Origin of the sequence: Streptomyces armeniacus, from assembly GCF_003355155.1 — a bacterium.
Classification (GTDB): domain Bacteria; phylum Actinomycetota; class Actinomycetes; order Streptomycetales; family Streptomycetaceae; genus Streptomyces; species Streptomyces armeniacus.
This window is the reverse complement of sequence record NZ_CP031320.1, coordinates 6,402,275-6,426,370: the sequence shown is the minus strand read 5'-3', so window position 1 is coordinate 6,426,370 and position 24,096 is coordinate 6,402,275. Positions and strand designations below refer to the sequence as shown.

24 protein-coding genes and 2 pseudogenes are annotated in these 24,096 nt (G+C 69.3%); 3 read left to right on the top strand and 23 right to left on the bottom strand.

Going from position 1 to position 24,096, the window contains the following annotated elements; translation table 11 throughout:
- Positions 1 to 674: 674 nt before the first annotated feature.
- The 11 genes from DVA86_RS27930 to DVA86_RS27880 form a co-directional block, all read right to left on the bottom strand.
- Positions 675 to 1,058, bottom strand: coding sequence for a pilus assembly protein TadG-related protein (locus DVA86_RS27930; protein ID WP_245997278.1), 384 nt, complete (start codon positions 1,056 to 1,058; stop codon positions 675 to 677).
- 68 nt (positions 1,059 to 1,126) lie between these two features.
- A complete protein-coding gene (locus DVA86_RS27925; protein WP_222623376.1) occupies positions 1,127 to 1,627 on the bottom strand; it encodes a TadE/TadG family type IV pilus assembly protein in 501 nt (166 codons plus the stop codon).
- Positions 1,624 to 1,974: a pilus assembly protein gene (locus DVA86_RS27920; protein WP_222623375.1), complete on the bottom strand. Its 351-nt coding sequence runs from the start codon at positions 1,972 to 1,974 to the stop codon at positions 1,624 to 1,626. The genes DVA86_RS27925 and DVA86_RS27920 overlap by 4 nt, the downstream gene beginning before the upstream one ends.
- A gap of 137 nt (positions 1,975 to 2,111) precedes the next feature.
- Positions 2,112 to 2,300 (bottom strand): hypothetical protein, encoded by a 189-nt coding sequence (locus tag DVA86_RS27915; RefSeq protein ID WP_208882441.1) that lies wholly within the window; start codon positions 2,298 to 2,300, stop codon positions 2,112 to 2,114.
- A gap of 40 nt (positions 2,301 to 2,340) precedes the next feature.
- Complete coding sequence (locus DVA86_RS27910; protein WP_208882439.1) at positions 2,341 to 3,237, bottom strand: type II secretion system F family protein; 897 nt, start codon at positions 3,235 to 3,237, stop codon at positions 2,341 to 2,343.
- Positions 3,234 to 4,136 (bottom strand): type II secretion system F family protein, encoded by a 903-nt coding sequence (locus DVA86_RS27905; protein ID WP_208882437.1) that lies wholly within the window; start codon positions 4,134 to 4,136, stop codon positions 3,234 to 3,236. Before DVA86_RS27905 ends, DVA86_RS27910 begins: the two co-directional genes overlap by 4 nt.
- Complete coding sequence (locus DVA86_RS27900) at positions 4,133 to 5,584, bottom strand: TadA family conjugal transfer-associated ATPase (protein ID WP_245997277.1); 1,452 nt, start codon at positions 5,582 to 5,584, stop codon at positions 4,133 to 4,135. The genes DVA86_RS27905 and DVA86_RS27900 overlap by 4 nt, the downstream gene beginning before the upstream one ends.
- Positions 5,581 to 6,393 (bottom strand): MinD/ParA family ATP-binding protein, encoded by an 813-nt coding sequence (locus DVA86_RS27895; protein ID WP_208882436.1) that lies wholly within the window; start codon positions 6,391 to 6,393, stop codon positions 5,581 to 5,583. Before DVA86_RS27895 ends, DVA86_RS27900 begins: the two co-directional genes overlap by 4 nt.
- Positions 6,394 to 6,404: 11 nt before the next feature.
- A complete protein-coding gene (locus tag DVA86_RS27890) occupies positions 6,405 to 7,010 on the bottom strand; it encodes an SAF domain-containing protein (protein ID WP_208882434.1) in 606 nt (201 codons plus the stop codon).
- 217 nt (positions 7,011 to 7,227) lie between these two features.
- A complete protein-coding gene (locus tag DVA86_RS36025; RefSeq protein WP_281279328.1) occupies positions 7,228 to 7,896 on the bottom strand; it encodes a hypothetical protein in 669 nt (222 codons plus the stop codon).
- 368 nt (positions 7,897 to 8,264) lie between these two features.
- Positions 8,265 to 8,645 (bottom strand): hypothetical protein, encoded by a 381-nt coding sequence (locus DVA86_RS27880; RefSeq protein ID WP_222623374.1) that lies wholly within the window; start codon positions 8,643 to 8,645, stop codon positions 8,265 to 8,267.
- A 664-nt stretch (positions 8,646 to 9,309) separates the two neighbouring features.
- Here DVA86_RS27880 and DVA86_RS27875 point away from each other — a divergent pair.
- Positions 9,310 to 10,017, top strand: coding sequence for a cupin domain-containing protein (locus DVA86_RS27875; RefSeq protein WP_208882432.1), 708 nt, complete (start codon positions 9,310 to 9,312; stop codon positions 10,015 to 10,017).
- 1,163 nt (positions 10,018 to 11,180) lie between these two features.
- Here the strand turns inward: DVA86_RS27875 and DVA86_RS27870 are convergent.
- The 4 genes and pseudogenes from DVA86_RS27870 to DVA86_RS27855 all read right to left on the bottom strand — a co-directional run.
- The gene (locus DVA86_RS27870) at positions 11,181 to 13,205 is read right to left on the bottom strand and encodes a coiled-coil domain-containing protein (RefSeq protein WP_208882431.1); all 2,025 of its coding nucleotides are present in this window, start codon (positions 13,203 to 13,205) and stop codon (positions 11,181 to 11,183) included.
- Positions 13,202 to 13,777, bottom strand: coding sequence for an ABC-three component system middle component 2 (locus DVA86_RS27865; RefSeq protein ID WP_208882429.1), 576 nt, complete (start codon positions 13,775 to 13,777; stop codon positions 13,202 to 13,204). Before DVA86_RS27865 ends, DVA86_RS27870 begins: the two co-directional genes overlap by 4 nt.
- Positions 13,778 to 13,823: 46 nt before the next feature.
- Positions 13,824 to 14,798, bottom strand: a complete 975-nt coding sequence (locus DVA86_RS27860) for a serine/threonine protein kinase (RefSeq protein ID WP_245997274.1) — start codon at positions 14,796 to 14,798, stop codon at positions 13,824 to 13,826.
- 103 nt (positions 14,799 to 14,901) lie between these two features.
- Positions 14,902 to 15,215 (bottom strand): annotated as a pseudogene (locus tag DVA86_RS27855) (XdhC family protein); the annotation flags it as partial.
- 181 nt (positions 15,216 to 15,396) lie between these two features.
- Between DVA86_RS27855 and DVA86_RS27850 the strand changes: the two are divergent.
- A complete protein-coding gene (locus tag DVA86_RS27850; protein ID WP_208882428.1) occupies positions 15,397 to 15,567 on the top strand; it encodes a hypothetical protein in 171 nt (56 codons plus the stop codon).
- Positions 15,568 to 15,616: 49 nt separating this feature from the next.
- On the opposite strand, the gene DVA86_RS27845 is transcribed toward DVA86_RS27850, so the two are convergent.
- Together DVA86_RS27845 and DVA86_RS27840 are read right to left on the bottom strand one after the other, a co-directional pair.
- Positions 15,617 to 15,991 (bottom strand): YybH family protein, encoded by a 375-nt coding sequence (locus tag DVA86_RS27845; protein WP_245997273.1) that lies wholly within the window; start codon positions 15,989 to 15,991, stop codon positions 15,617 to 15,619.
- A gap of 285 nt (positions 15,992 to 16,276) precedes the next feature.
- Positions 16,277 to 19,120 (bottom strand): SAM-dependent methyltransferase, encoded by a 2,844-nt coding sequence (locus DVA86_RS27840; RefSeq protein WP_208882426.1) that lies wholly within the window; start codon positions 19,118 to 19,120, stop codon positions 16,277 to 16,279.
- Between the two features lie 439 nt (positions 19,121 to 19,559).
- On the opposite strand from DVA86_RS27840, the pseudogene DVA86_RS27835 reads away from it, so the two are divergent.
- Positions 19,560 to 20,494: pseudogene (locus DVA86_RS27835) on the top strand (SDR family NAD(P)-dependent oxidoreductase).
- A gap of 632 nt (positions 20,495 to 21,126) precedes the next feature.
- Here the strand turns inward: DVA86_RS27835 and DVA86_RS27830 are convergent.
- From DVA86_RS27830 to DVA86_RS27810, 6 genes are all read right to left on the bottom strand, one after another.
- Positions 21,127 to 21,297, bottom strand: coding sequence for a hypothetical protein (locus tag DVA86_RS27830; RefSeq protein WP_208882424.1), 171 nt, complete (start codon positions 21,295 to 21,297; stop codon positions 21,127 to 21,129).
- Positions 21,294 to 22,469 carry a methyltransferase domain-containing protein gene (locus DVA86_RS27825; protein WP_245997270.1) on the bottom strand — a complete coding sequence of 392 codons (1,176 nt, stop codon included), beginning with the start codon at positions 22,467 to 22,469 and terminating at the stop codon, positions 21,294 to 21,296. The genes DVA86_RS27830 and DVA86_RS27825 overlap by 4 nt, the downstream gene beginning before the upstream one ends.
- Positions 22,466 to 22,588 carry a hypothetical protein gene (locus DVA86_RS36020; RefSeq protein WP_281279327.1) on the bottom strand — a complete coding sequence of 41 codons (123 nt, stop codon included), beginning with the start codon at positions 22,586 to 22,588 and terminating at the stop codon, positions 22,466 to 22,468. The genes DVA86_RS27825 and DVA86_RS36020 overlap by 4 nt, the downstream gene beginning before the upstream one ends.
- Before the next feature lie 65 nt (positions 22,589 to 22,653).
- Positions 22,654 to 22,815 (bottom strand): hypothetical protein, encoded by a 162-nt coding sequence (locus DVA86_RS27820; RefSeq protein WP_208882423.1) that lies wholly within the window; start codon positions 22,813 to 22,815, stop codon positions 22,654 to 22,656.
- A 207-nt stretch (positions 22,816 to 23,022) separates the two neighbouring features.
- Positions 23,023 to 23,493, bottom strand: a complete 471-nt coding sequence (locus DVA86_RS27815; protein ID WP_208882421.1) for a hypothetical protein — start codon at positions 23,491 to 23,493, stop codon at positions 23,023 to 23,025.
- Positions 23,490 to 23,849: a hypothetical protein gene (locus tag DVA86_RS27810; RefSeq protein ID WP_208882419.1), complete on the bottom strand. Its 360-nt coding sequence runs from the start codon at positions 23,847 to 23,849 to the stop codon at positions 23,490 to 23,492. The genes DVA86_RS27815 and DVA86_RS27810 overlap by 4 nt, the downstream gene beginning before the upstream one ends.
- Positions 23,850 to 24,096 lie beyond the last annotated feature (247 nt).

The window sequence follows — 24,096 nt, the reverse complement described above, 5'->3', positions numbered from 1 at the left end:
AGAAGAGTGCGGGCCAGCGGGTTCCGTCGCCCAGTTCGCGGTCGGCGATGCGCCAGAGGCTGTCGTGGATGCCGTTGTGGGGTGGGCGCACCACGACGGTCCCCGGCTCCTGCGGTGGTGTTCGCGGCGCCGTCCCGGCTCGTTGCCCGTCGTGGACGGCGGTCGTCGGCGGAGACGGTCGTTCCGGGAGAACGGTGCGCGTGATGGCAGCGGGGTGTTCAGCCGCGGTGGTAGCGCCTGCGGGCGCGGCGGGTTGAGCGGCACGGCTGTTCGTCAAGGCCAGGAGGACCGTCGTCAGGAGTGCGGCGGCCAGGGTGTGCAGGGGACTGGCGGGGCGCGCGAGGGGCAATTGGGCTGTGCGTACGGTCTCGACGGCGGTGCGGGCGAGGTCGACGACGAACGCCGTCCAGGTGGGCCACAGCGCGCACGCGAGGGTGTGGAGCAGCACGCTGGTGCTGAGCGGAGTGAGCAGGACGGTCTGGATCTCGTTCCAGGTCGGCCAGTGGTCTGGGAGGGGCCAGCCGATGTAGACCGTCAGTGCCCAGGGGATGCCGGCCGTCACGGCCACGAGCAGGAGCGCAGCCAGCAGGGCGCGGACAAGCTCGCCGGTCCGGTGCAACTGCCTGCTTTGGGAGCTGCGTTGTGGGCGGGAGCGCTGAGCCATAGCTGTCGGCCTAGGGTTCTGGGGCGCTGACGCCGTGGCGGGGGTGGGCGGTGCCGGAGGCGGTGACGGTCAGTGTGTCGAGCCCGGCGACGTGGAGGAGTTGGGTGCTCTGGTGCGCGGTGACGGTGACGGTCACCTCTTGCTCGGTGACGGTCACGGTGCCCGTATCGCCGGTGGCCGCCAGGTAGTTCTGCGCCAGGGTGCGGGCCTGCTCGGGCCGCAGGCGTACGGTGCCGTCGGCGCGGTAGGCGGCCAGGTCGATGGCCTGGACTCCGGCGCGGGCGGCTTCTTGGGCTTCGCCCAGGGCGCGGACCTTCGCGGAGAGCGCGAGACCGCCGTCGACGGCGAGTCCGGCGAAGAGCACGACGACGGTCGCGAAGAGGGCGACGAACACGGTGACTTGTCCCCGGTCCCGTCCCGTCAGGCGACGGAAGCGGGCGCGGCGGCATGGGGTGGCCGGGATCACGGGGCCTCCCTGCCGGGCTCGGCGGAGACGGCTGACGCGTGGCTGGGGGACGCTCCGCGGTGGAGGTCAACCTGCGCGGCGGATTGGGCCTTCACGGCGGTGGTGCCGGGGACTTGGAGCAGCGTGAGGTCGTGGAGGCCGACGGTGCAGGAGAGGGTGACGGTCACGGTGGAGCCGGGTTTCAGGCTGCCGCGGGTGTGCACGGTGAAGGACTGGCAGCTGATTCCGGCCTCGTCCAGGGCCGCGGCGGCGGTGGTGCGGGCCTGGCTGGCTGCGGCTGTGGGGTCGCGTTCCTGGCTGGCGGCGCGGCTGGCCTGGTGGGCCGCGTCGTCGATGCGAAGCCGCGTATCGGGCAGCCGGACGCAGTAGACGACGAAGAGGAACTCCAGCAGCAGCACCGGGATGAGCATCACCAGTTCGGCGGTCGCCGATCCACGATCGGCGCGCCCACGGCGCAGCCGACCGGCGCATGCCTGCCACAGCTGCAGGCTGTTCACGGTGTGACCTGGCCGGCGGGGCGGAACTTCTCCACGCGCCCGGCCGCCTCCGCGCGGACGGGCAGGCGGAGGAAGGGAACGACGCTGCTGGCGGTTCCCTCCACGCGGACCGAGGCTTCGTCCGCGCCGCGCTCCACGCCTACGCGTACGTCGCGCAGCGGTCCGTCGCCGAGTTCGGTCAGGACGTGTTGGGCTTCAGCGTGTCCGGCGCTTTCGGTGCCGCCTTCGACGCGGGTGGCGGCCAGGGTGTGCGCGGCGGTGGCCTGCGCGACGTGCAGCGCGTGCCCCCACACGACGGCCTGCGTGATCAGCAGGATCAGGGTGAACAGCAGCGGCACGACGATCACGTGCTCGGCCGTAACCGACCCCCGGTCCTCCCGCGCTCGCGCGGCAAGGCGTCGCAGATGTGGATGCAGGCGGCGTATCCGGAGCAGGAGTCGCCACGGCGGCCGTACGGCCGCGAGGGAGCGCATGGCGGCCGGGCCTATTCGAAGCTGACGGAGCGCGCGGCGTCCAGGATCTCCGGGCCGAAGATTCCGCCGACTGTCAGGGCGAGTCCGGAGAGCACGGCGGTCCAGATGACGGTCTCCGAGGTGTAGCCGAGGTCGTTGTGGGCCAGTTCGTGGAGTGCGGCGGCGATGCGGGCGCGGATCTTGTTCAACAGCGGGTGCACGGCGGGTCTCCTTCTCGTTCATCGGCGTGGTCCGGCCCTTTCACAGGGAGGTGGTGACTTGGGTCAGGGCGGGGTAGAAGACGAAGAGGATGAAGCCGACCGCCATCAGCGTGGTGGGCAGTGTCATCCGCTCGGTCGCCGCGTTCGCGTCCGCCTCGGCTGTGCTCGCGTCCTGGTGGCGCAGCGCTGCCGCTTTCGCGTTCAGGGAGGCGCGGACTTTGGCGCCCTCGGTGCCGGCCAGCGAGAGCGCGGCGGCGAGTTCGGACAGCTCAGGAACGTGGAGTTCCTCGCCGAGTTGTCCCAGGGTCTGCCAGGGTGAGGTGCGGGTGACCTGAGCGGTCTCCAGTGCGCGGCGCAGTTGCTGGAAGGCCCAGCCGTTGCCGACGCTGCACGCGGCGTGCAGGGCGCCCTCGACTCCGGCTCCACCGGCGAGCAGCAAGTGGACCAGGTTCAGGTAGGCGCCGAGCGCGTGCCGGAACTCGGCGCGGCGCCGGGCGGCTTCACGACGTGCCGTCGCATCGGGAAGGACGAAACCGGCGGCGGCCAGGGCCAGGGAGCCCCCCAGCGGCATCACCCAGGGCAGCGGGCGACCGGCGAGGACGAGGGCGAACTCGACGGCCGCGGGCATCAGAAGGCCGGTCAGTGCCAGTGCCGCCTTCTCGGCGAGATGGACCTCCACCGACCGTCCGGTGATCGCCAGATCCCGGTGAAGAGCACGGCCCGGCAGACCCGAGGCACGCAGAGCGCCGACGAACGGCTTGCCCAGGTGCTGGGCCCAGCCTCCGTGGTCGGCGGGCAGAATGGGCGGCGGCGGGGCGGGCTCGGCCTGCAGTCGGCCCATCAGCGCGGCCAACGGCTCCCGGGGCGGGATCAGCCACACCGTGACCGCCCACAGTCCCGCGCCGATGCCGGCGGACAGCAGCAGAAGCAGCGTCACCGCTTCACCTCCCCGCCTACGCTGGCCTCGGCCAGGCCGTGGCCGACGGTGTCCAGGTCGGCGAGGAAGCGCTGCGGTTCCTCGATCCGCGCGATCCGGCGCAGCCAGACGAAGGCCCCGGCGAAGATCGCTCCGACCACGAGCAACATCAGCTGCCCGGCCGCGGTGTCGTAGGGGCGCAGGAACTCCGCGTTCAGCACGGTCAGCCCTCCGGCAAAAGTGAGGGTGGTGGCCATCACGGTGCGCACGGTGGTGCGCATCCGGGCGCGGCTGGCCTCGATCCGCTGCCGCATCTGGACCTGCGCCCGTGCGGTGGCGGCCAGTTCGCCCAGCAGCGGGGCGAGTTGACGGGCCTGGTGCTGCGAGGCCAGCAGCAGCGCGGCGATCACCAGATCCGCACTCGGGTCACGCAGGTCGGCCTGCAGCCGCCGCAGCCCGGTGCTCAGACGTTCTCCGGCGGCCAGGTGGGCCGCCAGCCCCTGCATGTGCGAGCGGACGGCCTGCGGCGCGGTATGCGCGGTGGCCATGATGGTCTGCTCCAGACCGGCCGCGGCCGACAGAGTGTCCCGGAGCATCTCCGCCCACCCCGCGATGCCTTCGACCTGAGCGGCCTTCTCCTGATCGACCGCCGTGGTATTCCACACGTGTGGCAGGTTCCAGGCGGCCAGCGCCACCAGCAGAGCCCCGGCCACCCAGCCGGTGACGACCCCCGTCACGATTCCCGCAGCCGCGGCCAGCAGCCGCCACCGCCGCGGGCGCGGACGCCGTACTGCCGTACAGCCCTGCCATGGTGCGGGCCGGGCGGCGGGGAGCGTGCCGCGCCAGGCCCGTACAAGGAGAATCAGGCCCATGCCGAGTCCGAGACCGCACAGGCCCAACAGGGCCACGTAGCCGTTCACACATCCCACCCGCCTTCTGTGTGGTGGAGCGTCTCGGGGTCGAACCCTGCCGTGACGAGGTCTTCAAGGGTTTCGGTGCGCAGCGGCACATCGGGCACCGCCCGGCCTTCCAGGCCCGGGTGGAAGACCTCGTTGGAGACGATCTGCTTCTCATCCGCGTCCACGACTTCCCGGACGGAGGCGACCACCCGGCCGCCGTGGCGGGGGGTGTCCAGGTGCACGACGAAGTCGAGCGCGGAGGCGACCAGGAGGTTGGTGGCCTCCAGCGGCAGCCGCTCGGGGCCTTGCGCGGCGTACGCCGCGAGCTTGGTGAACGCGCCACGGCTGCTGCTGCTGTGCAGGGTGCCCATCGAGCCGTCGTTGCCCTGGCTCATGGCGTTGCACATCGGGATCACCTCCGGCCCGCGGACCTCGCCGACTATCACCCGGTCCGGAGACATCCGCAGTGCCCAGCGCACCAACTCCGCCTGGTTAACCGCGCCTTGGTCCTCGACGTTCGCCTCCCGCGCCTGCATCGCCACCACGTCCGGATGCGCCTCGGGGTCCGTGTTCAATCCGAGTTCGAAGGTGTCCTCGATGGTGATCAGCCGCTCCCACTGAGGGATCTCGCTGGCCAGGGCCCGCAGCATCGTCGTCTTCCCGATCGCTGTGCCCCCGGTGACCAGAACGTTCTTCCGCGCCCGCACCACCGCTCGCAAGAAGCCCTCCAGCCGCACATCGATGGTGCCGATGCGGCGCAGTTCGGCGAGCGTGACGGTGCGGAAGCGGTGCCGGCGGATCGACAGCGCTGGGCGGGCGGTGACCGCCATCACCGCGAACGCCCGCTCCCCGCCGGGCAGATGAAAACTCACCCCCGGGGTGCCGCGGTCGAACCGCCGCTCCTCCACGCCCGAGCGGGCGGCCAGATCACGGATGAGCTGGATCAGTTCGGTATCCGATCCGGTGATGGGCGGCAGTTGTTCGCGGTGGCCGTTCGCGTAGCGGATGAAGACCCGGTCGCCCGTGATGTTGATGTTCTCGATCTGCGGGTTGCGCAGCAGCGGCTCCAGCCCCGCCAGGCCGAAGACCTCATCCAGCACCTGCGCAATGAGGTGCTGTTCGGTCTCCGGCGCGACGACAGTGCCACCGGCGGCGAGCTCGGCTTGGGCGTGCGCCTCGGCTGCCTCGCTCAGGATCGCTTCCGCCTGGCTGCGGCGTTCCGCTGGTGTCATCGGCGGCTGCCCGGCATCCTCCCGCGCGCGGATGCGCTCGGAGAGCCGGGCCGAGAGCTCCTGGCGCAGTCGGCGCTGCAGCTGCTCCACCGTGGAGTCCACCGGCACTCCGGCACCTGCCAGGTCGGCCGGCCCCGGCAGCCGCATTCCGGGGTCGTGCCGCGCAGTGGCGGCGTACTCCTGGGTGCCGATCACGCCGAAGGCGGGCAGAGCCGGATCGTTCTCGTGTCGGTTCATCGGGGCATCCCGTTCGGCGAGGACACTGACGGGATCTGTCCCGGCACCGGATGGACGTCGCCCCGGCGTGACGGGGTCGGCGGAACGTGCTCACCCGCGCTCGGCGCACGACTGCGGGTGCTGACCCGGGCGGCAAGCTCGGCCATCACCCTGCCCATGGCCGAGCGCCCCGGCCTCGTGCGCGATCCGGGCTGCCCGGACCACGCCCCGGCGCCCTTGGCATCCTCGGGGATACGGCCCAGGACCTCGATCCCCAGTTCCGCGGAGATCTCGGCGCTCGGGTAGCCGTCGCCGACGAGCACGAAGCAGGACCTGTGCGACCAACGGGTCGCCTCCTCCCACCGGGTGGCGACATGCGCGAGGGCGTCATCGCGGGCGCGGGCCAGCAGCAGCATCACATCCGCCGAGCGGAGCACAGGCAGTGCCGCGGAGTCCGGGCCGATCTGGCCGCAGTCCGCGATGACCACCACTCCGGCCCGGTCCGCAGCGCTGCGCAACACCGGCAGGGGCGCGTTGGTGAGCGCGTGCAGCGCGCCGTGCGCCTGCCGGGCACCGGCTGGCCCGGCCACGACCGGCAGCCCGCCCGGCAGCCGCTGGGTGTGCTGCCACACCAGCCCCGGCTCCGCCGTACGCCGGGCCGCCGCCGCCAGACTCACCAGCCCCGGCGACAACTCCAGGCGCCACCGCGCCAGCAGATCCCCGCCGGCCGGATCGGTCTCCACCACCACCGGCTGCTCGGCATCCGGCCATCGCGCCGCCAGTGCCACACACGCCGTGGTCACCCCGGGCGAGCCCTTCACGCTGCACACCGTCACCAGCGTCACTGCCCACCCCCAGGGACCACGACCACACTGACCTGCCCCTGCGGCGCTGCGGCCACCTGCTGCGCTTGGTCCGCGGGCAGCTGCAGCGAGATCACCGTCGTCTGCTTGCTGTCCTTGGCCCGTACGTCCGTCACCGTCGCGCTGTGCGACGACGGTGACGAGGTCTCGCCGTCCGCCCCGGTTCCTGTCTCGTTCTCGGGGGCGATCACGACCAGCACCTGGTTCCCCGGCTTCACCGCGGCGGGGAACTGCCCGTCCTCCAGCCCCACGGCGGCCACCGCCTGCCCATCTGGCGGCACTTGGGCCTTCCCCAGCGCCTCGCGGGTCAGAACCGCACCTGCGGGGAGGCTGTAGGCGAACGGACGTCCCTCCACGCTCGAGAGCGCGTCCGCCCGAATCGGTGTGAGGCCGCTGTCCGCCGACACGCTGACCTCGCGCACGTCCTTCGCGGACAGCTCCTGCCCCACGCCCACCGGGTGCGCCAGCACGAGTACCGCCTCCCGGTCTCCCAGCTGCGTGCCCGCCACCACCCCTCCGGCCGCGCAGCCCAGCACCAAAAGCAGCCCCAGCAGCAGGTACGGAAGCTGTCGGCGCCGACGCATCGCGGACACCCGAGACGGCGCCCCACCACCGCTTCTGCCCGGCGGCGGCCCGCCCAGCGCGGGCGCGCTCTTTGGGTGCGCGGGCGTACGGGTCCTCATCACGGCCACCTCCGGGCAAAGGGGTATCCAGCACCGCACCCATCCGGGCACGGTGATCACAGGTCAGATCTGCAAGTTGTCCTCTCGCCCCGACCAAGACCGGGGCCGGAGCGCGGGGTTACTGGCGGTCGGTGTTGACCGCCTGGCTCTCCTCGACCCGGAAAGCGGCGCTCGATGTCGTCGTCAACCCCGGGAAGGCGCCGGATTCCCCGGCCCCGGACCAGGCCAGCGACCAGCGCACCGTCGCGGAAACCGGATACGCCTCATCCGGCTCCCCCGCCGACGAAGCGCGGTAGGTGTGACCGCAATCGGGCGACGCGTTCTTCGGCTGCGCAGCCCCCTTCGCACCCGGGCCCGTACCGTACGGCGTGCCGGGACCCTTGCAGGTGCGGGAACTCCCATCGCCCATCGACCAGTCCACCGCCGTGGGGCGCGCGGTCACCGTCACCGAAACCCCCGGCACCGAGGCCGTCGCCGACACCTTCCGCCACCGCCCCCGCTCCAGCCACAGCCAGGTCGGCAGGTTCACCAACTGCTCCGCAGCCGGACTCCGTTTGATCGACAAGGACGGCAACCGCAGCTGGCTGCGGGCCTGTTCGGCGAGCGCCGTCGGCGACACCTCCGGGCCGTCCTCCTCTTCGCCGTCGGGAATCCACACCGGCGGCTGGTAGAGCGCATCTCGTACCCCGCCCCCCTCGCACCGGTACACATACCAGGCACCCTTCTCACCCGGCTTCGGCTCGGCAGCGGTTTCGGCCGTCGGCGGCTCGGCCGCGGACTCGAACACGGCGGGCTGCACCGCAGGAGCACGGCCAGAAGACGGACCCTCGTAGGCGGCCGGCGAATCCGTCGGCGGCTTGTATCCGCTGCGCTCGTACGAGCAATCAGCCCGATTCCAATCAGGATTGGAATACTCGGGCTCCTCGCGGCGCCTGTCGCCGCTTCCCCCGCTGCCCTCACTTCGCTGATCAGGATCCTCGCCGTGGCCCTTCGGCGGGACACCGCGCTCACTTCCCTCACGGCCCGCACCCAGCTCACAGCCCGGGTGAGGGTTCTGGTCACATTGGACCGAGCCCCAGCCGCCGTCAGCGAAGGCAGGAATCGCGCTCGCGCCCACGATCGCAAGCGACAGGCTCGCGACGGTCACAGTCCGCCTCAGCACGAGTCCACCCCCTCGACGGCGAAGCGGGTGACCTTCCACCCTTGACCCGACTGCTTCTTCACCTCGGCCGTGATCGCCTGACGCCCCCCGGGCTCTTCGTCGGCCAGTTCACCGCTGTCCTTGCGGTACTTCAGCCAGTGGGAGGAATCTCCGCAGTCGGAGATCATCACCGTGTCCGGATTCGTCTTGGGATCTGTCGACGTCACCTTCGGCGAGTTCTTCGGAGACCCCTTGGTAACGAGCCCGTTGAGGTGATCGGCGTACATGCCGCGTGATATGGCCGACAGTGCGTCTCCGGTGGCGTACTCGGAGAGCTTCGGCGAGCGCCAATCCGAGGTCTTCCCGGCCTCCGCCATGGTCTGCCACATCCCCACGTACGCCTCCGTAGCCTGCCGACGAGCCGTCTCCGCTGGAGACGTGGGGCTCGACTCGGCCGACGTCCTGCTCGGCGTCGCGGACGAATCCTCCGCGCGCTTCGGTCCCGAACCGGACGCGCCCGTATGGCACCCCGAGGCGATCAAGGACGCCGCCGTCATAGCGACGATCAACCAACCGGCCCGGCTCTGGTCTTGTCTCCGGAGACCGTCCAATCGCACGGACACGGCACACCTTCTTTCAGATGCGAGACGGCAGTTACGACGCGCTCGTTGTGTGGGCGCACAACCTGCCTACCGCACCGCATCACGACGGATCTACACGATGTTCGAGATGGCCGCCAAGACGATGACCGCACCCTTCAAGGGCCTGTCCCCGCGGTCGTGCACTCCGCTTCCCCGTTCTGCCGCCGACACTTTGTCGCAGCTCAGATGCCCCGCCGAAGAGAGCTGAGGGAGCCGCGAGAGGCTGTGGTGGACGGCCCGCCGAGGGCTGCGCAGCACCGTGGCGGCAGCGGCGTGCACAACCGGCTGACCGTTGCGGCGGCACCGTGCACAGCCATGCAGCAGCGTGCACATCCGCGTGGTGCACCAGCACAACGACAGCCCTTTGCGGCCCTCCGTAACTTCCTGCCGACCCACGACTCGCAGGTTGGAGGAACCCGTGCTCGTAAACCAGTGGCATGTCGTGCGCACAGAGGACCTGGCACACCTTGAACCCCAAATCCTGGCCCCTGGTGTCACCTCGTACGTCCTGGACTGGTCCTCGCCGTTCCACGGTTCGCCGCAGCAGCCGGCGGAGGCCGTCATGCGGTTCCAGCCAGGCACCATCCTCGAGGAACCTCTCCGCCACACCGGGCCTTCACGCATCATCGTGCTCAGCGGCAGGCTCCGGGACGAGAGCGGCTCCTACGACCCGTTCACCCGGATCCACGCCCCCCGCGGCTGCGTCCACTCCCCGTACAGCGCCATCGGCTGTCTCCTGCACTTCAGGTCGCTGGAGATGGGCGCGGACGAGGACGCGACGACGAGCCTTTCCGGCTGGGATGTCGTACGGCCGGAGGATCTGGAGCGGTTCCAGCCGCAAGCTCTCTCCCCTGGAGTCACCGGGTACGTCCTGTCCTGGTCCTCTCCGAGCCCCGGTCCTCCACAACCGGTGGAACTCATCGTGGACTTCGAGGCAGGCGCCCGGTTCGAGCAGCCGCGTCAGCATCGCCACGCTGCCAAGGAGACCCTGGTGCTCGGCGGCAGGCTTCGCGACGAGAACGGCTCCTACGACCCATTCACCCGGATCCACGCGCCCCGCGGCTCCGTTCACACGCCCTACAGCGATATCGGCTGCCGCGTGCATATGACGGTCCGTGCCCGGTGAACCGACAGTTGCCGGCCCGAGTCCGAGAGAAACCACGCATGGACTCGGCATCCGCACCGTGTCAGCCCAGCACAGAGGCGGCGCCCACGGCCTTCGAGTTGCCCGCTGACCGGGCCGCTGATGCGTACGGCGTCGACCGATCAGACCCACACTCGCGCTGCCTCTGCGGTGACCGGGCAGAGCCTCAACGGCCGGGGGCGAGCCCGAGCACCACCCCGCGTGTTCTCAGCTGAAGCGAATACCTGGGGCAGGACGGCAGCGCTGATGCCACCTGCCCGTCGGGCAGGCCGTTACGCGAAGCACGAACTCCGCGTAACGGCCCGACTCACATCCCGAGCCCGGTCCACGGCGTCCAACCCGGCCGGTCTCGGTTCCATCCACCGCACGGCGCTGCCGTGCGAGCGAACGGAGACACATTCTTGCGTACATCACTCCAGCGCGTCGCGGTAGCGGCCGCTGCTCTCGCCACGATCGCCACAGGTGCCCTCGTTGCGGCGCCGTCAGCCTCAGCGCTTCCGAGCGCGTGCGACTCCACCTGGCAGAACCCCCAGGGCAGCAGGGCGATGACGACAATCCACCTGCGTACTGGCCCCAGCACCCGGTACGTGTCAAAGGGGCTGCTCGCCGACGGGACAAAGTTCACCAGGTACTGCGAAACAGACAGCGGATGGTCCTACGGAAAGGTGCGCGGCGGCGCTAATTCCGGTAAGTGGGGATGGACATACGCCGACCATCTGGAATGGCCCATCTGATCTCGATTGGAGCCGGCCGGGCAGGATGCGCACGGTGATTCCCGCGCGCCCTGCCCGGCCGCTTTCCGGCGTGGTTTTGACAGCCGTTCGTGGCCCCGCGTTTGAGTCAGGTGTCCTTTGACAGCGAAGTTTGTCGTGTGGAGCCTGTTGATCTGGGCCGATTAGGTTGGATGTCAACCAGTGGTGGTGTTTCTGGGAGCTGACATCACTTCTCGCCTCCGCCGCCCTCTACCGCGCCATGGTCCGCCCGCCTGTCCGAGCCTCGGCAGTCACCGATGCTGACCCACACGCGGCTGCCGGGCTGACGTCAGAGTCGAGTCCGCGTTTCAAACGCTGAGTGAGTGATCCGCAACGCTGCGCCTTTGGGGGCAGCCTGCTACCGAGGGAAGGCCCTGTGGCTGGGAGGGCATTTCACGCGTCGACTTCTGCCTCTTCGTCCGCGCTAGTTTCGTCCTCGATCAGCCCGTACGGCGGACGGTCCTCGTTGCGGCTGTAGCGCACCACCACGCTGCCTTCCACCAGCGGTGGCGGGCTGTTGTCGGCGACGATGAGCTGTGCTCGGCTACCGCGCTCTGCGAGCCAGAGGGAGAGGTGGTGGTAGAAGTCGTCGATGGCGACGGCGTCCGCGATCACGGCATCGAGGGTGCCGCCGTGGCCGAGGTTTTTCTGGGGGCTATCGATCATGAGGAATCCCGGGTGTGCGGCCCCTGCTTCGACGGCGATCTCGAAGACGGCCAGCTGCCAGGCCAGGGTCAGCAGGGTGCGGGCGCCGGAAGAGGCTTCCTGGTAAGGCTCACCGCGCACGAAGGGGGTGAGGTTCGTATTGATGAACGGCGTACTGACCTTGGGGTAGCGCCAGGCTCGCAGGAGCTCACCGTACCGGCTGCTGATCTTGGCGATGACCCGATCGCGGTCGTGGGAGGCGTCTCCGAGCCGTGCGAGTTCCTCGCGGAGACGGGCGATCTGGGCTTCGTGGCGTTCCACGGCGTCGGCCCGTTTGGCAAGTCCTTCGCGGAGTTTGACCACGCTCTCGGCCTGTTCGAGTTGTCGCAGGACCTGTTCGCGCCTCCGGTGGAGGTCGTCGCGGGCGGCGAGGAACGGTGAGACGGAGGGCGACGTCGCGGCGTCCAGCGCGGCAGCGGCTTCCTCTTCCCGAACGGCCGCCTCTTCCGCCCGGAGTTTGAGTGAAGCGAGCGAGGCGCCGAGCTCGTCGATGTAGCTGGTGATCTCCTTGAGGCGGGCCTTGGTGGACCGGGTCTCGGCCGCGACGTCCACCCGGTTGTCCCCGGCTTGGCTGCCGGTGTCGGCAGCGCCCAGGACCAATGCCCCATCCTCTGCGGTCAGTTCGTGGTGGCAGAGGCTGCAGCGTCCGTTGTCGGCGGTGGGGGGAGCCGACAGCCGGTTCAGGCAGGCGGGGCAGGTGGTGACGCTCAGGGGGTCGAAGATCTGTTGTGCTTCGCCGAGCATGCCGAGCTTGAGGAGATCGTCGGCGTACTGTGCTCGGAGAGGCATCAGGCGTTGGATCTGCGTTTCGCAGTCCCGCAGGACCGCTGCCGCCCGTTGCGAAGTCTGGGCCGCCTCTTTGTGCTGGTGGCGCAGCTGGGCCGCGAATTCGGTTCCGGCCTGCGCCTGGCGGTCCAACTCCCTGAGCCGGCTCGTGATGTCAGCCAGCTCCCGTTCGTGAACGGCAGGTGCGGGTTCATCATCCAGTGCGGTGGGAGCCTGCTCCACGACGAAGGTACGGGCTGCTGCGAGTTCGGCCTTGGCGCGGTTGAGCCGGCCGCCGAGTGACTGGATGCGCTGGCCGAGTTCGACGGCGCGGTCGTCGTGGACTCCGAAGGCGACGTCGACGACTTGCCGCAGTTTGTGCTTGCGCATGTAGTCGTTCTCGAACAGGAAGTTCTTGTCCGCGACGCGTTCGTTGGGAAGGAAGGCGAGCCACATCAAGTCGCGGAAGCTGAGCGGGTCCGTGCGGGATTCGTTGTTGGTGGGCGCTTCGCGTAGCTGGACGCCTTCGAGCTTGCAGTGGCTCAGAAGGAGGGAGGACAGGCTTTCCGGTTCTCCGGGCGGGTCGATGGGCCTGCTCTCGGCCCTGGCTGCGGGCCTGCTGTCCAGGGTTCCGCGGCGTACGAAAGCGACCTTCGAGGGCTCTCCGACCGACCGCTCGATCACGTGCGGGGCGCCGGAGAGCTCGACCTCCAGGAGGCATGAACGGACCCTTCGCAGCACCTCCTGGTGGCGGGGGTGCCGTTTTGCGCCGAGCCCGTAGGCGATGAACTCCAGTACCGCTGTTTTGCCGGAGCTGAACGCCCCGGCGATGACGGAGAGGTTCCGTACTCGCTGTTCGGCGGTGAAGTCGACGTCGTAGGACCGCTCCATGCCGACCAGGCGCAGACGGCGGATCCGGATGCCGGGTAGCGGCTCCATGGTGATCATCCCTCCCAGGACGTTTCCAGCAAGGGTCCTGGCCCCAGGACGCTCATGAGGGCGGCCGCGGGTCCGACGGGTCCGTCCGGCCTGAGCCACCGTGCGGTCTGCTCGCGCAGCCTTTTGTCGCTGAGTTTGCGGAGCTGGCGGACGACGAGGTCCGCGGCGGTAGCAAAGGAGGTGGCGTAGGTGGCGGTGAACTGCCCGCCGAGGTGCTGGCCGGCCTCTGTGATCGAGTAGGTGAGGGAGCCGTTGCTATTTCGGATCCGGCAGCACCCATAGGCGACCAGGAGCGCCAAGTCGTGCTGGATCCGTTCTCGCCGGCTTGTGAATCGCTGTGAGGAAGACGCGTAGGCAAGGACCTGTGGGTCGAATCCGGCCAGCCGGAGGAGGCTCGCGTCCCGGCCCTCGGAGGGAACTACGAGGAAGGGGTTCGCGGACAGGAAGTCGTAGTACCCGATGCGTTCCAGGGTCGCCCCGTTCGCGTCCTGCGCGGCGACGGCGTCAAGGAGCAGAAGCAGTTGAGCGAGACGAAAAGGTACCTCGTCCTCGGGCATCACAACCGGCCGGTCTGCTTGCACGGCAGCTCCTCATCAGTGGTCGAGCGATACGGACGGACGCGAAACCTCAGTCGTCGGCATGACCGCTCGCGATCTGCCGCCAGTGCCTGACCCACCCCGCCCGCCGGTTGTCGACCAGGCGGTGGACCAGACCCCAGCTGTGCGTCACCTCCAGACGCAGCACCTTGGGCAGTTTGTCGTGCTCACCGCGCACCTCGCGCCATACCCGGCCGTGCAGAGCTGCGAGAGTGCCCTCGGCCGAGCACTCGTTGAACTGCATCTCCCACACCCCGTGAAGGGTGGAGTCAGCCGAGCTCAGTGCGGCAACCTCGGCCGGCACGCCCTTGTGTGCGACTTCGCGCGCCACCAGGTCGGCGTTGAAGAACTGCCGTTTCGCCGAGTCCAGTTCGACGTGGCCGGCCTCGGTCATCTGGCGCACGAACAAGGCCGAGTCGAGCGCCGCCGCCTTGTCCTCCTCCACGTCCAGCACGAGGCGCATCTGCTCCTGAGCGGGGGCGGCGGGTGCCGTGAAAACTTCGAAATAGGCGCGGCGTACCTGGTCACCTTCGGGGCTCTGCAGCTTCTTCACGAGCGTGGTCTCGTCCCACAACTCGATGACGAGACCGTGCTCCCTTTCCTTGCGCTTCTTCCAGCCGTCCCACCATTTGGCTGCCGGACCGTCCATACTGGAGGGGATGCACAGGATCCAAAGCGTTATGGTGTGACCGTTGGCTGCCGCGGCTTTCAGCGCGTTCGTGAGTGACTTGCGAATCTGGTCCGACTGGCTAATTGTGGTCTTCGGCATGAAGTACTTGGACTGCCACACCGTGATCGAGCCCCCGAGGTCACCCGCGAAAGCGTCGATTCCCCAGTCGCCCGGATTCACCGCGATCATCCGGACGTTCGGATTGGTCGCACTGGCGAGCTGCGCGAGCATCTGCTCGAAGTCGGCCCGTGCCCCGTCCGCGCTTCCGGTCCGCAGTTCGTGCACGCCAAAATGGATGGGCGGAACACCAGCTGCCACCGGCATGGAGTTGTCCAACCTGCACCCCCGCATCCCGCAGGCAACCCGAACGAACCGCGTTCAGCGGGCTGTTCACCCTGCGCCACACACAGTAACGGCCGTCAGCGTACGCGTTACGGAATCACTCGATCAAGGTGCTTGCGGCCGGCAGTGTCCCGGCAGTGGCACGGTGGATGGGGCCGGTGTGCAGAGACAGCGGCAGTCCACTCGTCCCGTTGGCGTGGGCGATGATCTCCGTGGTGATGGACACGGCCGTCTCCTCGGGAGTACGTGCTCCCAGGTCGAGACCGATGGGGGAATGCAATACGGCTAATAGTTGCTGTGCGCCTCGAAACCGGCCCTCCCGCAGGAGGCGCTGGCGCTCCCCGTGGTGCGGCGGGAGCCCATCGCGCCGACGTAGCCGACGGGCAGCGTGGGCGCGCGGCGCAGGAGAGGATGAACACTTCAGCATCCCGCGGAACGATCCAGTCGTCGGCACGGACATCGACGACCACCGCCGAGCCGTCCACCCGACGCACGAAGAAGTCCGGGGCATGCCGACGCTCACGTGCCCCGTGGTGCCAGCGCAGGCCAGAACGGCTGGGACGTCATCCCCATCACAGCAGGATCGAAGTCCATGAACACCAGCCGGTCGCGCTCCAACCACGGCTCGAAACCGACGTGCTGCCCCCTCGTCGCCCAGTACCCCCCGGGGAGATTCCGCCCACCCCACGACCACCGAAACGGCTGGATCGGCACCGACTCCTACCGCCTCGCCCACACCAAGACCCAGCAGGCCACCGGCTGATTCCGACAGTCCAGGACCCCGACTCGACCGCAGGGAGCGGACCCGCAGATCAGGAACTCAAGTGCTCGTGCTGCATCTTCCATGCCCCGTCCCGCTTCACGATCACCTTCGTGCCCCGTCCCTGCCCGGAGCGAGGCTGGCCGTCGACCAGACCCGTCCAGAAGAAGCGATACCGGCAGACAGCGTGGTCGGCAGCCACGGCAACCCACTCAAGATCTTTAACTTCGTACACCTCGTCCTGGATGGCCGCGAAGGTCTGCTCGATCGCTCTCGCGATCCCCTCCAGGCCCCGATAGGAACCGTCGGAGAACCAGTAGACGGCATCCGGAACGATCAACGGCACGACACGATTGATGTCGTGACTGTTATTGGCCTGCTCATACCGCGTCATGAACGCCGTGAGCTCGGCAGCAAGATCTGACATGGGACACCCTCTCCGGCAGCGTCAGGGACAGCATCACGCATGCCAATCCGCGTGGCCCGGGGGGCCAAATCGCACTGACAGATCATGACCCAGAGATCACTAACTGGGGGCCGAAACTCATTGACGAGCAGGGGCCAGCCATCACTGTCGAAGCCACCGGCGCTCTTCCCGAACTCGTTCGCCGGGAGTCCGCGTCCTGCGACAGGTAGCGAACGAATCCTCGACAAGGACCGCCTTACGCGCGTGGAGCGACCGATCGGGGGAATGACCCGGCGCCGCTTGCGGTCAGCGTACGAGGCCGACGCCGCACACAATGTTGACCTGGTTGTCATCGAGGCCGGTGCTGGTGGAGTTGTCTGGCCGCCAGCGGTGTACCGCCACGGCGCCGGGGTCGACCAGTTCCAAGTCGTCGAACAGCTCGAGGAATTCCTCCCTGGTGACTGTCGAGCACTGGTGGCCGGCCTCCCGGTAGAGCGCGGCCACACGCGGTGGTGTGTCGGCGTCGAACGCGGTGGTGGCGTACGTGACGGTCAGGGCACTGCCCGTGGGCATGCCACTCAGCAGGCTACGGACGAGGTGAAGAGGCGCCCGGTCTTCGACGAAATGCAGCACCGCGTTGAGGAGGACGGCGACGGGCTGGTCCAAGTCCAGCGTGTCTGTGAGCTGCGTGCGGATTTCGTTCGGCTCCCGTAGGTCGCCGTCGAGGACCACAACGCGACCCTGAGGTGGGCTCTGTGCGAAGACCTGCATGTGGTTGCGGACTTCGGGCTCGTTGTCCACGTAGACGGTCCGGGCGTCGGGATGGATCTCCTCGGCGATCTCGTGAACGTTCGGCGCGCAGTACAGCCCGCAGCCGATGTCGAGGAACTGGCGGATTCCCCGCTCTTGCGCGAGCCAGCGTGTGGATCGGCGTACGAAGCCGCGGTTCTCGTCCGCTGCCGCCGTCGCCGTGGGGTAGATGCGCCGGATGCGCTCCATGAGCTGCCGATCGCTGGAATGAGCGTCCTTTCCACCGGTGGACATGGATGCGTCGTACACGCCGGCGACGCGCGATCCCGGGGGCAGCGGTGCCTCGGGGTCGGGACAATCCTGCTCCAGGGTTATACGGCTCGCGACGGGATCCGGCGCCAGCCTCCCAGGCCGCGAGTCGCTGATGGCGAGCGCAAAATACAGATCGTCGAGGGCGCTGCCGGAATCCTGCCGTTCGCGACCGTTCTTGGCGGCGTCCGGACAGGGAACCAGCGGTCGCGAGATCGCGCCACCGCACCGCCTGAGCCGCTCCCTGACCGTATTTCGGTGCAGCCCCAGCTCCAAAGCCGTCATGGTGGTATCTGCTTCGCAGTCCAGCCAGGTCGTCAGGAGTTCCTGTTGCTCGTCGGTGAGATGGACGAGCAGGTGATCGGCCCATTCCGTCACTTCAGGAGTTGCGAACAGGGCCGCCAGTGTCGGTGTGGCCAGCGGCTCGAGATCCGGCTTGGGCAGGCAGGATCGCTGCAGGGCCAGGCTCATCACCGCACGGTCCCCGAGCCGCTCGGGGTCCAGGCCGACGAGGTCCATCAGCATGTCGCGGTAGCGGGAGACGGTGTTGCGGTGCGTTGGTTCCACGTCACTCTCCAGCAGCCGCGTCAGTGCCGTACTCCAGTGCTCCTCCAGGGCGGGCATGGCCGTTGCACGCTCGACCTCAGCGGCTGCTTCTGGGTCGATTTCGCTGCCCAGCAGACGGGAGGCCTGGGTCGGGCCGAAGGTGAGCGCCAACTGCGTCAGGTCGTACAGACGTCGCCGCTCGGCGTCCGACAAGGCGTTCAGTTCCGAACGGTCCAGAAGGGCCGCCGCCCAGTACCAGGCATCGTCAGGGAGTTCGCGTGCCAGGGACGCGGCGCTGCCGTCGTGCACCGCGACGTTGTCGCCGCCGGGTGCCGTCGCCTGGGCCAACGCGTGGATGGCGCATGTGTACCCGCGAGAGGTGCTGCCCCACGCGACGGGCTGGCCGACTCCCAGCGCCCGCCCGCGGACCCGCTCGACGAGGGGCCGCAGGAACTCCGCCAGCCGCGTGGCGGTGCCTACGGCGGATGGAAGAAGGATGATGACGTGCGCGTACTCGGCGGGGCAGAGCACGACGAGCGCCGTCCAGCCGAGCGCCATTTCGACTTCGGCCGCAACCGCGATCCGCTCCTCACCGGGCGCAACCTGCAGCACGCCAAGCTCAACGCCGCCGTCGGCGATGCTCTCCTCGTCTGCAAGGAAGCCGGGCAGGAGGGGCGCCGCGGCACGCGCGGCCTGCGTCACCTTGCCCGCCATCAGATCTTGCAGCACGCTGACACGGATCATCGCTTCCGAGTGCTCCAGGCGCTTCTCCCTCGCGCGCAGAGCCAGCGGCTGCCGCAATGGGTGTACCAGGCCGACCGACTCCCGTATCAACGTGGCCAAATGCGCGGGCCAACCCCCAGGGCGCTCGGCGGCCAGCACCTCGTAGGGCGGTGCGCTGCCCACTGGATGCAGCAGAAGCGGCGGGTTCGCATCCAGGACCTTGGCGCTGTGTTTCTGCCCTGCCGCGATGTCATCGAGCACCGCCGTGTGCTGGGCCAGGTCCCCCCAGTCACCGCCGCCGCTCAACAGGCGGACCCGGCCGCCCACCTGCTTTCCCAGGTTCCTCAGCAACGGGAGCGGCCCCTCACCCTGTCGGTGCAACCGGCCGAACTCGTGCAGCAGGGCGTACGACTGCCCAGCGCCGGAGGCCAGTGCCTTGACCTGTCGCTCCAGCAGTCTGGCCCGCACCTCGACAGCACTCCCGTACTCCGTCGGCACCAGGAGGGGCAGACGGTGTCGGCTCGCCGCCGTGACGAGTTCAGCGGGGAACTCACCCCGGGCGAGCCCGGCTACCACGATTGCCACGACCCCGCGCTGCGCGAGCTTTCCTGCCCACCGTGTCCATACTTCGCCGTCCTTGACCACGGCCGGCCCCTGGCAGACCAGGATCGCGTACCTGAGCTGGCCGTGTTGGGCAGGCTCCCACTGCCCGTCGCACAGGACCACTTCTTCAATGGCGGCATCGGTCACGTAAGCGGCATGGGACGCGGCCGTCTGATATTCCGGCTGCGTCCCCGCTGTCAGCTCACCCAGCGTCAGCATTCGGACCCCCGTCCGTTGGTCACAAAGCGTGCCACGGGGGCTCTGGTCAAGTAGACCCCGGGCAACTGCCAACTCTCCCTACCACAGATGAAGCTAGGTCGCACCGAACGGTTAGAGCGGCGAAACATCACTCCCAGTCATGAACGCCGACACCTGCAGTGCTCGCTGCGTGTGCGCTTAGGTGCCGGAAGGCTGCTGCAACGTCTCCCGCGCCAGGGGCCCGTCGGCGGCAGCGGAGTCGTTCGGGTAAACCTCTCCGCATTGAGGGCTGTTGGGCGACGGGTGGCGCCATATACCGCGCCCATGACCACGATCGCGCGCGGGGTCCGCATGCGCGCAGGGATTTCCCTACTCAACGGGACACCGGCCGGACGGAGGGCGAGCTGGAGGCTAGCGTCAAGGGCTGGTGTACCCACCACGACGGACGGAAGAGGGAACATTGAGCGTGAACCTGGACGGCCGTACCGCCATCGTCACCGGCGCCGGAAAGGGTCTGGGACGGAGCAAGGCGTTGGCACTCGCGGCGCGTGGCGCCCACGTCGTCGTCAACGACGTGGGCACGACCGCCGAGGAGGTCGCCGCGGAGATCACGGCCGCGGGTGGGGAGGCGGTCGCCGTGATCGGGGACGTCGGGGACTGGTCGATGGGAGACCGCTTGGTCCAGGCCGCGCTGAACCACTTCGGCAGTCTGGACATCCTCGTCAACAACGCGGGCGTGCTGCGCGACAGGGCACCGCTGCCCGATCTCGACGAGTCCGGCTGGACGAGACGATGCGCGTACACCTCAAGGGACACGCCGCCGTCGCCCGTGCGGCCGCGGTGCACTGGCGGGCGGCCAGCGAGGCGGCCGGAGGCCCCGTCTACGGACGCGTCATCAACTGCTCCTCCGAATCCTTCCTTTACGGCCCCGTGGTAGAGCCGGGCTACGCCGCTGCCAAGGGCGGCATCATCTCGTTCACCCTGGTGATGGCGCAGACCCTCGCCCCGTATGGGGTTCGGGTCAACGCCATCTGCCCGCGCGCTATCACCGACATGACCGAATGGTTTTTCGGCCCGTTGAAGCCCGCTGACGCCGACGGCAAGCCCGATTTCCTCGCGCCGGAGCGCGTTGGCGAGTTCGTCAATTATCTCGCCTCGCCCGCCGCCGACAAGATCAGCGGCCAGGTCTTCGTCGTCTATGGCGACATGGTCGCGCTGCTGGCGGCCCCCACCGTAGAGCAGAAGTTCACCGCTACGGATGGGCACTTCACCCCGGAGGAGCTCGACGCGCAGCTGACCCCGTACTTCGCCGACCGCGACCCGCGCCGCACCTACGTTGCCAGCGGCGTCGCCGCCCTCGACACCACCGGAGCACGATTACCGACCACCAGGTAACCGACGAACCCGAGGCTCATCGTGCCTGCTGGTTGGGCTGCCGTCGTAGCACGTGTGCAACGAGGGCCTCGGTGTCCCGCAGGTCGGTCAGCACTGTGTCCGCTCCCGCTGCGCGAAGAGCTGCGGCGGGGCTGTGCCCGATACGCGCGCCCGCTCGTCGCGAAATCCGGTCCAGGGTGACCTCCACAAGCTGCGAGCGCACGTCGTCGTCTTCCCTGTACACACCCACCTCCCACGATGTGCCGGTCCAGCCCGAACGTCGCCAACTTGATTTCAGCGACGCGGCGGACGTTGGCGGTCAGGGCGGCCTGCATCGCCTCTTGCTCCCGGGCGAGGGTGTCCAGGGCTGAAGCGGCGCCCGACAGGCAGAACGCCCTTCGCGCAGGTCGGCGCCCAGCTGGTGATGGCCGGCCACCAGATGCTCCGCGAAACGCTCGAAATCGGGGCGCTCGTAGCCGGTCTCGCGTATGGTCTGCACGTCCTTGACCTGCGGTCCAGACGTCTGGATGAGGTCGCGGGGCCAGGTCTCGAAACGTGCAGAGCTGCTAGCGGGGTCTCCTCGCAGTGGTGGTGGGCAGGCGGACAGCTTAGGGAGCCGAGCACCCCTGATCGGGGTCCGAAGCGTGGCGGCGTCAGCGGACAGACGCGGTGTACGCCAGCAGCGCCACCCCGAGACCGATGACGATAAGGAACGCGATCAGCCAACAAGGCACGCCGAGCAGCCGCAGTCCCTCGTCGTCTTCGTGCGGCGGTATGTCCGCGCACTCCGGGGCCCGGCACACGCGCACACTCCGGATCTTCACTGGTGCGGCCTCCTCTGGGTCGGGGACTGGGCGGATGGCACCACCCAGCTGTTGTCCGGGTCGTCCAGCCAGGCGCGCTGTCCGCGCGCGGTGGTGGTCAGCCCGAAGCGGTCGTGCCCGGGGCGCCCGCCTTCCGCCCACCAGACGAGTGCGGACTCGGCCTGGTCCCATAGGCGTCGGGGGCCGGACTGCCACACCGTGGCCTCGCGCTCGCCGTCGCGGAACAGGACGCAGGCCCACGACCGGTCGGTGAGGCCGTAGAACCAGACGGGCCGGGCACCGTCGCGTTTGTCCGCGACCATGCGCGTGCAGTGCGGGACGGTCAGCCCGAGCACGAACTGCACCGCAGGGAACCGGCCTTCGCCCAGCACCTCCGCCTCGGTGACGGTGGTCGCCGACTGGTCGCCCGCGGCCACGCTGCCAGTGACGTACGCGCTGTGGTCGACGTACGTTTGCCGCTGGCTGCGGAGCTTCATGAACTCCACCGGGCCGGTGAACCGTCCACTTGCGGAGCGGCCGTCATCCGCGACGACCAGGCGCACGAGCGCGTCCTGGTTGCTGAAGCGGCTCCCCCACGGCGCGACGATGACGGCGCCGGGACGGCACTGCTGCAGCCAGGCGTACGGGATGCTCCGCAGCCCGCAGGTGGCGATGACGCGGTCGTACGGGCAGCCCGGCGGGTGCCCGTCGGCGCCGTCCGCGTTCACGACCTCCACGCCGAGCCCGGCGCGGGAAATGGCCGAGCGCGCCTGGTTGGCGACGCCGGAGTCCACCTCCACGGACACCACGTTCCAGTTGCCGAGCTGGTGTGCCAGGAGCGCCGCGTTCCACCCGGTGCCCGTGCCGATCTCGAGGACGCGTTGGCCGTGCTGTGCGTCCAAGTCGTTCAGCATGCGCATCACCACGGACGGCATGGACGCCGACGAGGTCGGCACCCGGCCAGGGTCCGGGCCGACGTGCTGCCCGTCGTCCCATTGCGTGACGAGCGGAACGTCTGCGGCGGCGTACTGCTCCCACACCTCGGGGCGTTCGCTGCGTCGTACGGCGAACGACTGGCCGGTGTTCATGTCGTAGGGCCAGATCAGGTCCGGCAGGAAGGCGGCGCGCGGGATTTGGGGGGCGGGCAGGGGCCAGGCCGCCGCGGCCTGGCCCCTCGCTTGCCCGCAGTTCACGCGGCGGGCCGGATCTCGTCGTCGGGGCGCCGGTTGGTCGGGCCGCCGTCGGGCGAGGGCCGCACCGGCGGTCCGGGCCAGGGCTCGCCCGGTGTGGTGCGCAGCATGTGGTTGATCATGTGAGTCTCCGTTCCTCGGTATCGGTGTTGCGGTGGCCCGCGCCGTGCCTCGGCGCGGGAGTCGGTCAGCTCTGGCTATCTTCGCCGTAGAGCCGTTCAGGGGTGTGCTGCCGCGTGTACCGGTCGGTCAGCGTGCCCTGCGTGCGTTGCGGCGTCGGCTTGCCCTTGTCGCGCTGGATCTCGCCCTTCGCCGCCTTGACAGTCTGGTCCTTGTTGTTCTTGCTCACGCCGCTCCTTCGTCTCCGGTCGGTGGTGATGTCCCGCGCCCCGGCCGCGCGCGCTCGTGACGGTGACGCGGCCGGGACGCGGGGGCCCGTCCCGGGAGGGAGCCCGGAGCGGGGTGCGCCATGCGATGCCGTCCCGTGTCGGCACAGCGAGGCGCCGGGGAGACCCTGGCCGCTCGCCCCGGGGGAAGCTGGCGCGGCCGGGGCCGGTCAGTGGACGGCGTGGACGTCGGTGTCGATCCCGCGCGCGTCCAGCCGGTTGAGGGTGATCTGCACGCTGCCCACGGCCACGGTCAGGTCGTGCAGCACCAGGCGTACGGCCTCCTGCCGCCACCCCTCCGGCAAGGCCTCCAGCCGATGCAGCACTTCTTCGGCTTGGTCGAACTGGCTCTTCAAATCCGTGCGGTACGGGCTGCGCCGCGCCGTTCCGGCGCACACCTTCGCGGTGTACTCGGCCAGTTCAGCCAGCTCGGGCCTGGCCATGCGGAACGGGGCGTGCGCCGTCAGGACTGCCGCGCGGTGGGCCGCCAACGTCTTCTCCCACATGCCGCAGGCTGTGAGGGCGGTGTGCATCACGTGACCCGCCCTTCCCGCCGCGTCGTTGGGGTCTGGCCAATCCTCGCACGCGGTGCCACGCAGCGCGGCTACGAGCGTGGCCAGCTGCTCCACGACGGCGGTCACCGCTCCACCCCCGCGCCGTGCCGGTCGAGGGACACAGCGACCGCCGCGGCGAGGGCGTCGTGCAGCAGCGCCGCGTCGGTCAACCGGCGGTCAGCGGTGGGTGGCAGCGCCCAGTGCACGCCGAAGCTCCGCGTACGTCCGGCCGGGGGCACCGCCACGTACGTCGCGGCGCCGAGCACCGTCACCGGCAGCAGATCCCAGCCCACCGCGGAGCCCGTGCGTACGAGCCAGTACAGGTGATGCGACCAGCCGTCACGGATCACCGCCCCCGAGCCTTCGCCGAGCCGCGACAACGCCCGATCCCCCAGATACGCGGGCGCTTTCACCGCATCCCACGCGACGCCCGCGGACTGCATCTCGGTATCCGGGCCGGGCGGAGGGGCCCACGGTTTGGACGCGGCTGCATGCCCCGCCGAGAGGGGCGCGGCCGCGTCGTGCGGCGATAACATCATCACGTCGACTCCTTGGAAGTCGTCCACGCCCCGGGGCCCAGCACGGCCGCCGGGGTTGACTTGTTCCAAGGGTCGAACTGTCCTGACGTGAAGCGCTTCCCGCCCACGGGCATACCCATGATGGGTACGATTCCGGGAAGTTGACCCCGCA

Excerpts from the sequence above, each read along its gene's own strand:
- DVA86_RS27900 (WP_245997277.1), bottom strand. The coding sequence starts at position 5,584 with ATGAACCGACACGAGAACGATCCGGCTCTGCCCGCCTTCGGCGTGATC.
- DVA86_RS27890 (WP_208882434.1), bottom strand. The coding sequence starts at position 7,010 with ATGCGTCGGCGCCGACAGCTTCCGTACCTGCTGCTGGGGCTGCTTTTG.
- DVA86_RS27870 (WP_208882431.1), bottom strand. The coding sequence starts at position 13,205 with ATGATCACCATGGAGCCGCTACCCGGCATCCGGATCCGCCGTCTGCGC.
- DVA86_RS27850 (WP_208882428.1), top strand. The coding sequence starts at position 15,397 with ATGAACACCAGCCGGTCGCGCTCCAACCACGGCTCGAAACCGACGTGC.
- DVA86_RS27845 (WP_245997273.1), bottom strand. The coding sequence starts at position 15,991 with ATGTCAGATCTTGCTGCCGAGCTCACGGCGTTCATGACGCGGTATGAG.
- DVA86_RS27840 (WP_208882426.1), bottom strand. The coding sequence starts at position 19,120 with ATGCTGACGCTGGGTGAGCTGACAGCGGGGACGCAGCCGGAATATCAG.
- DVA86_RS36020 (WP_281279327.1), bottom strand. The coding sequence starts at position 22,588 with ATGATCAACCACATGCTGCGCACCACACCGGGCGAGCCCTGGCCCGGA.
- DVA86_RS27810 (WP_208882419.1), bottom strand. The coding sequence starts at position 23,849 with ATGCAGTCCGCGGGCGTCGCGTGGGATGCGGTGAAAGCGCCCGCGTAT.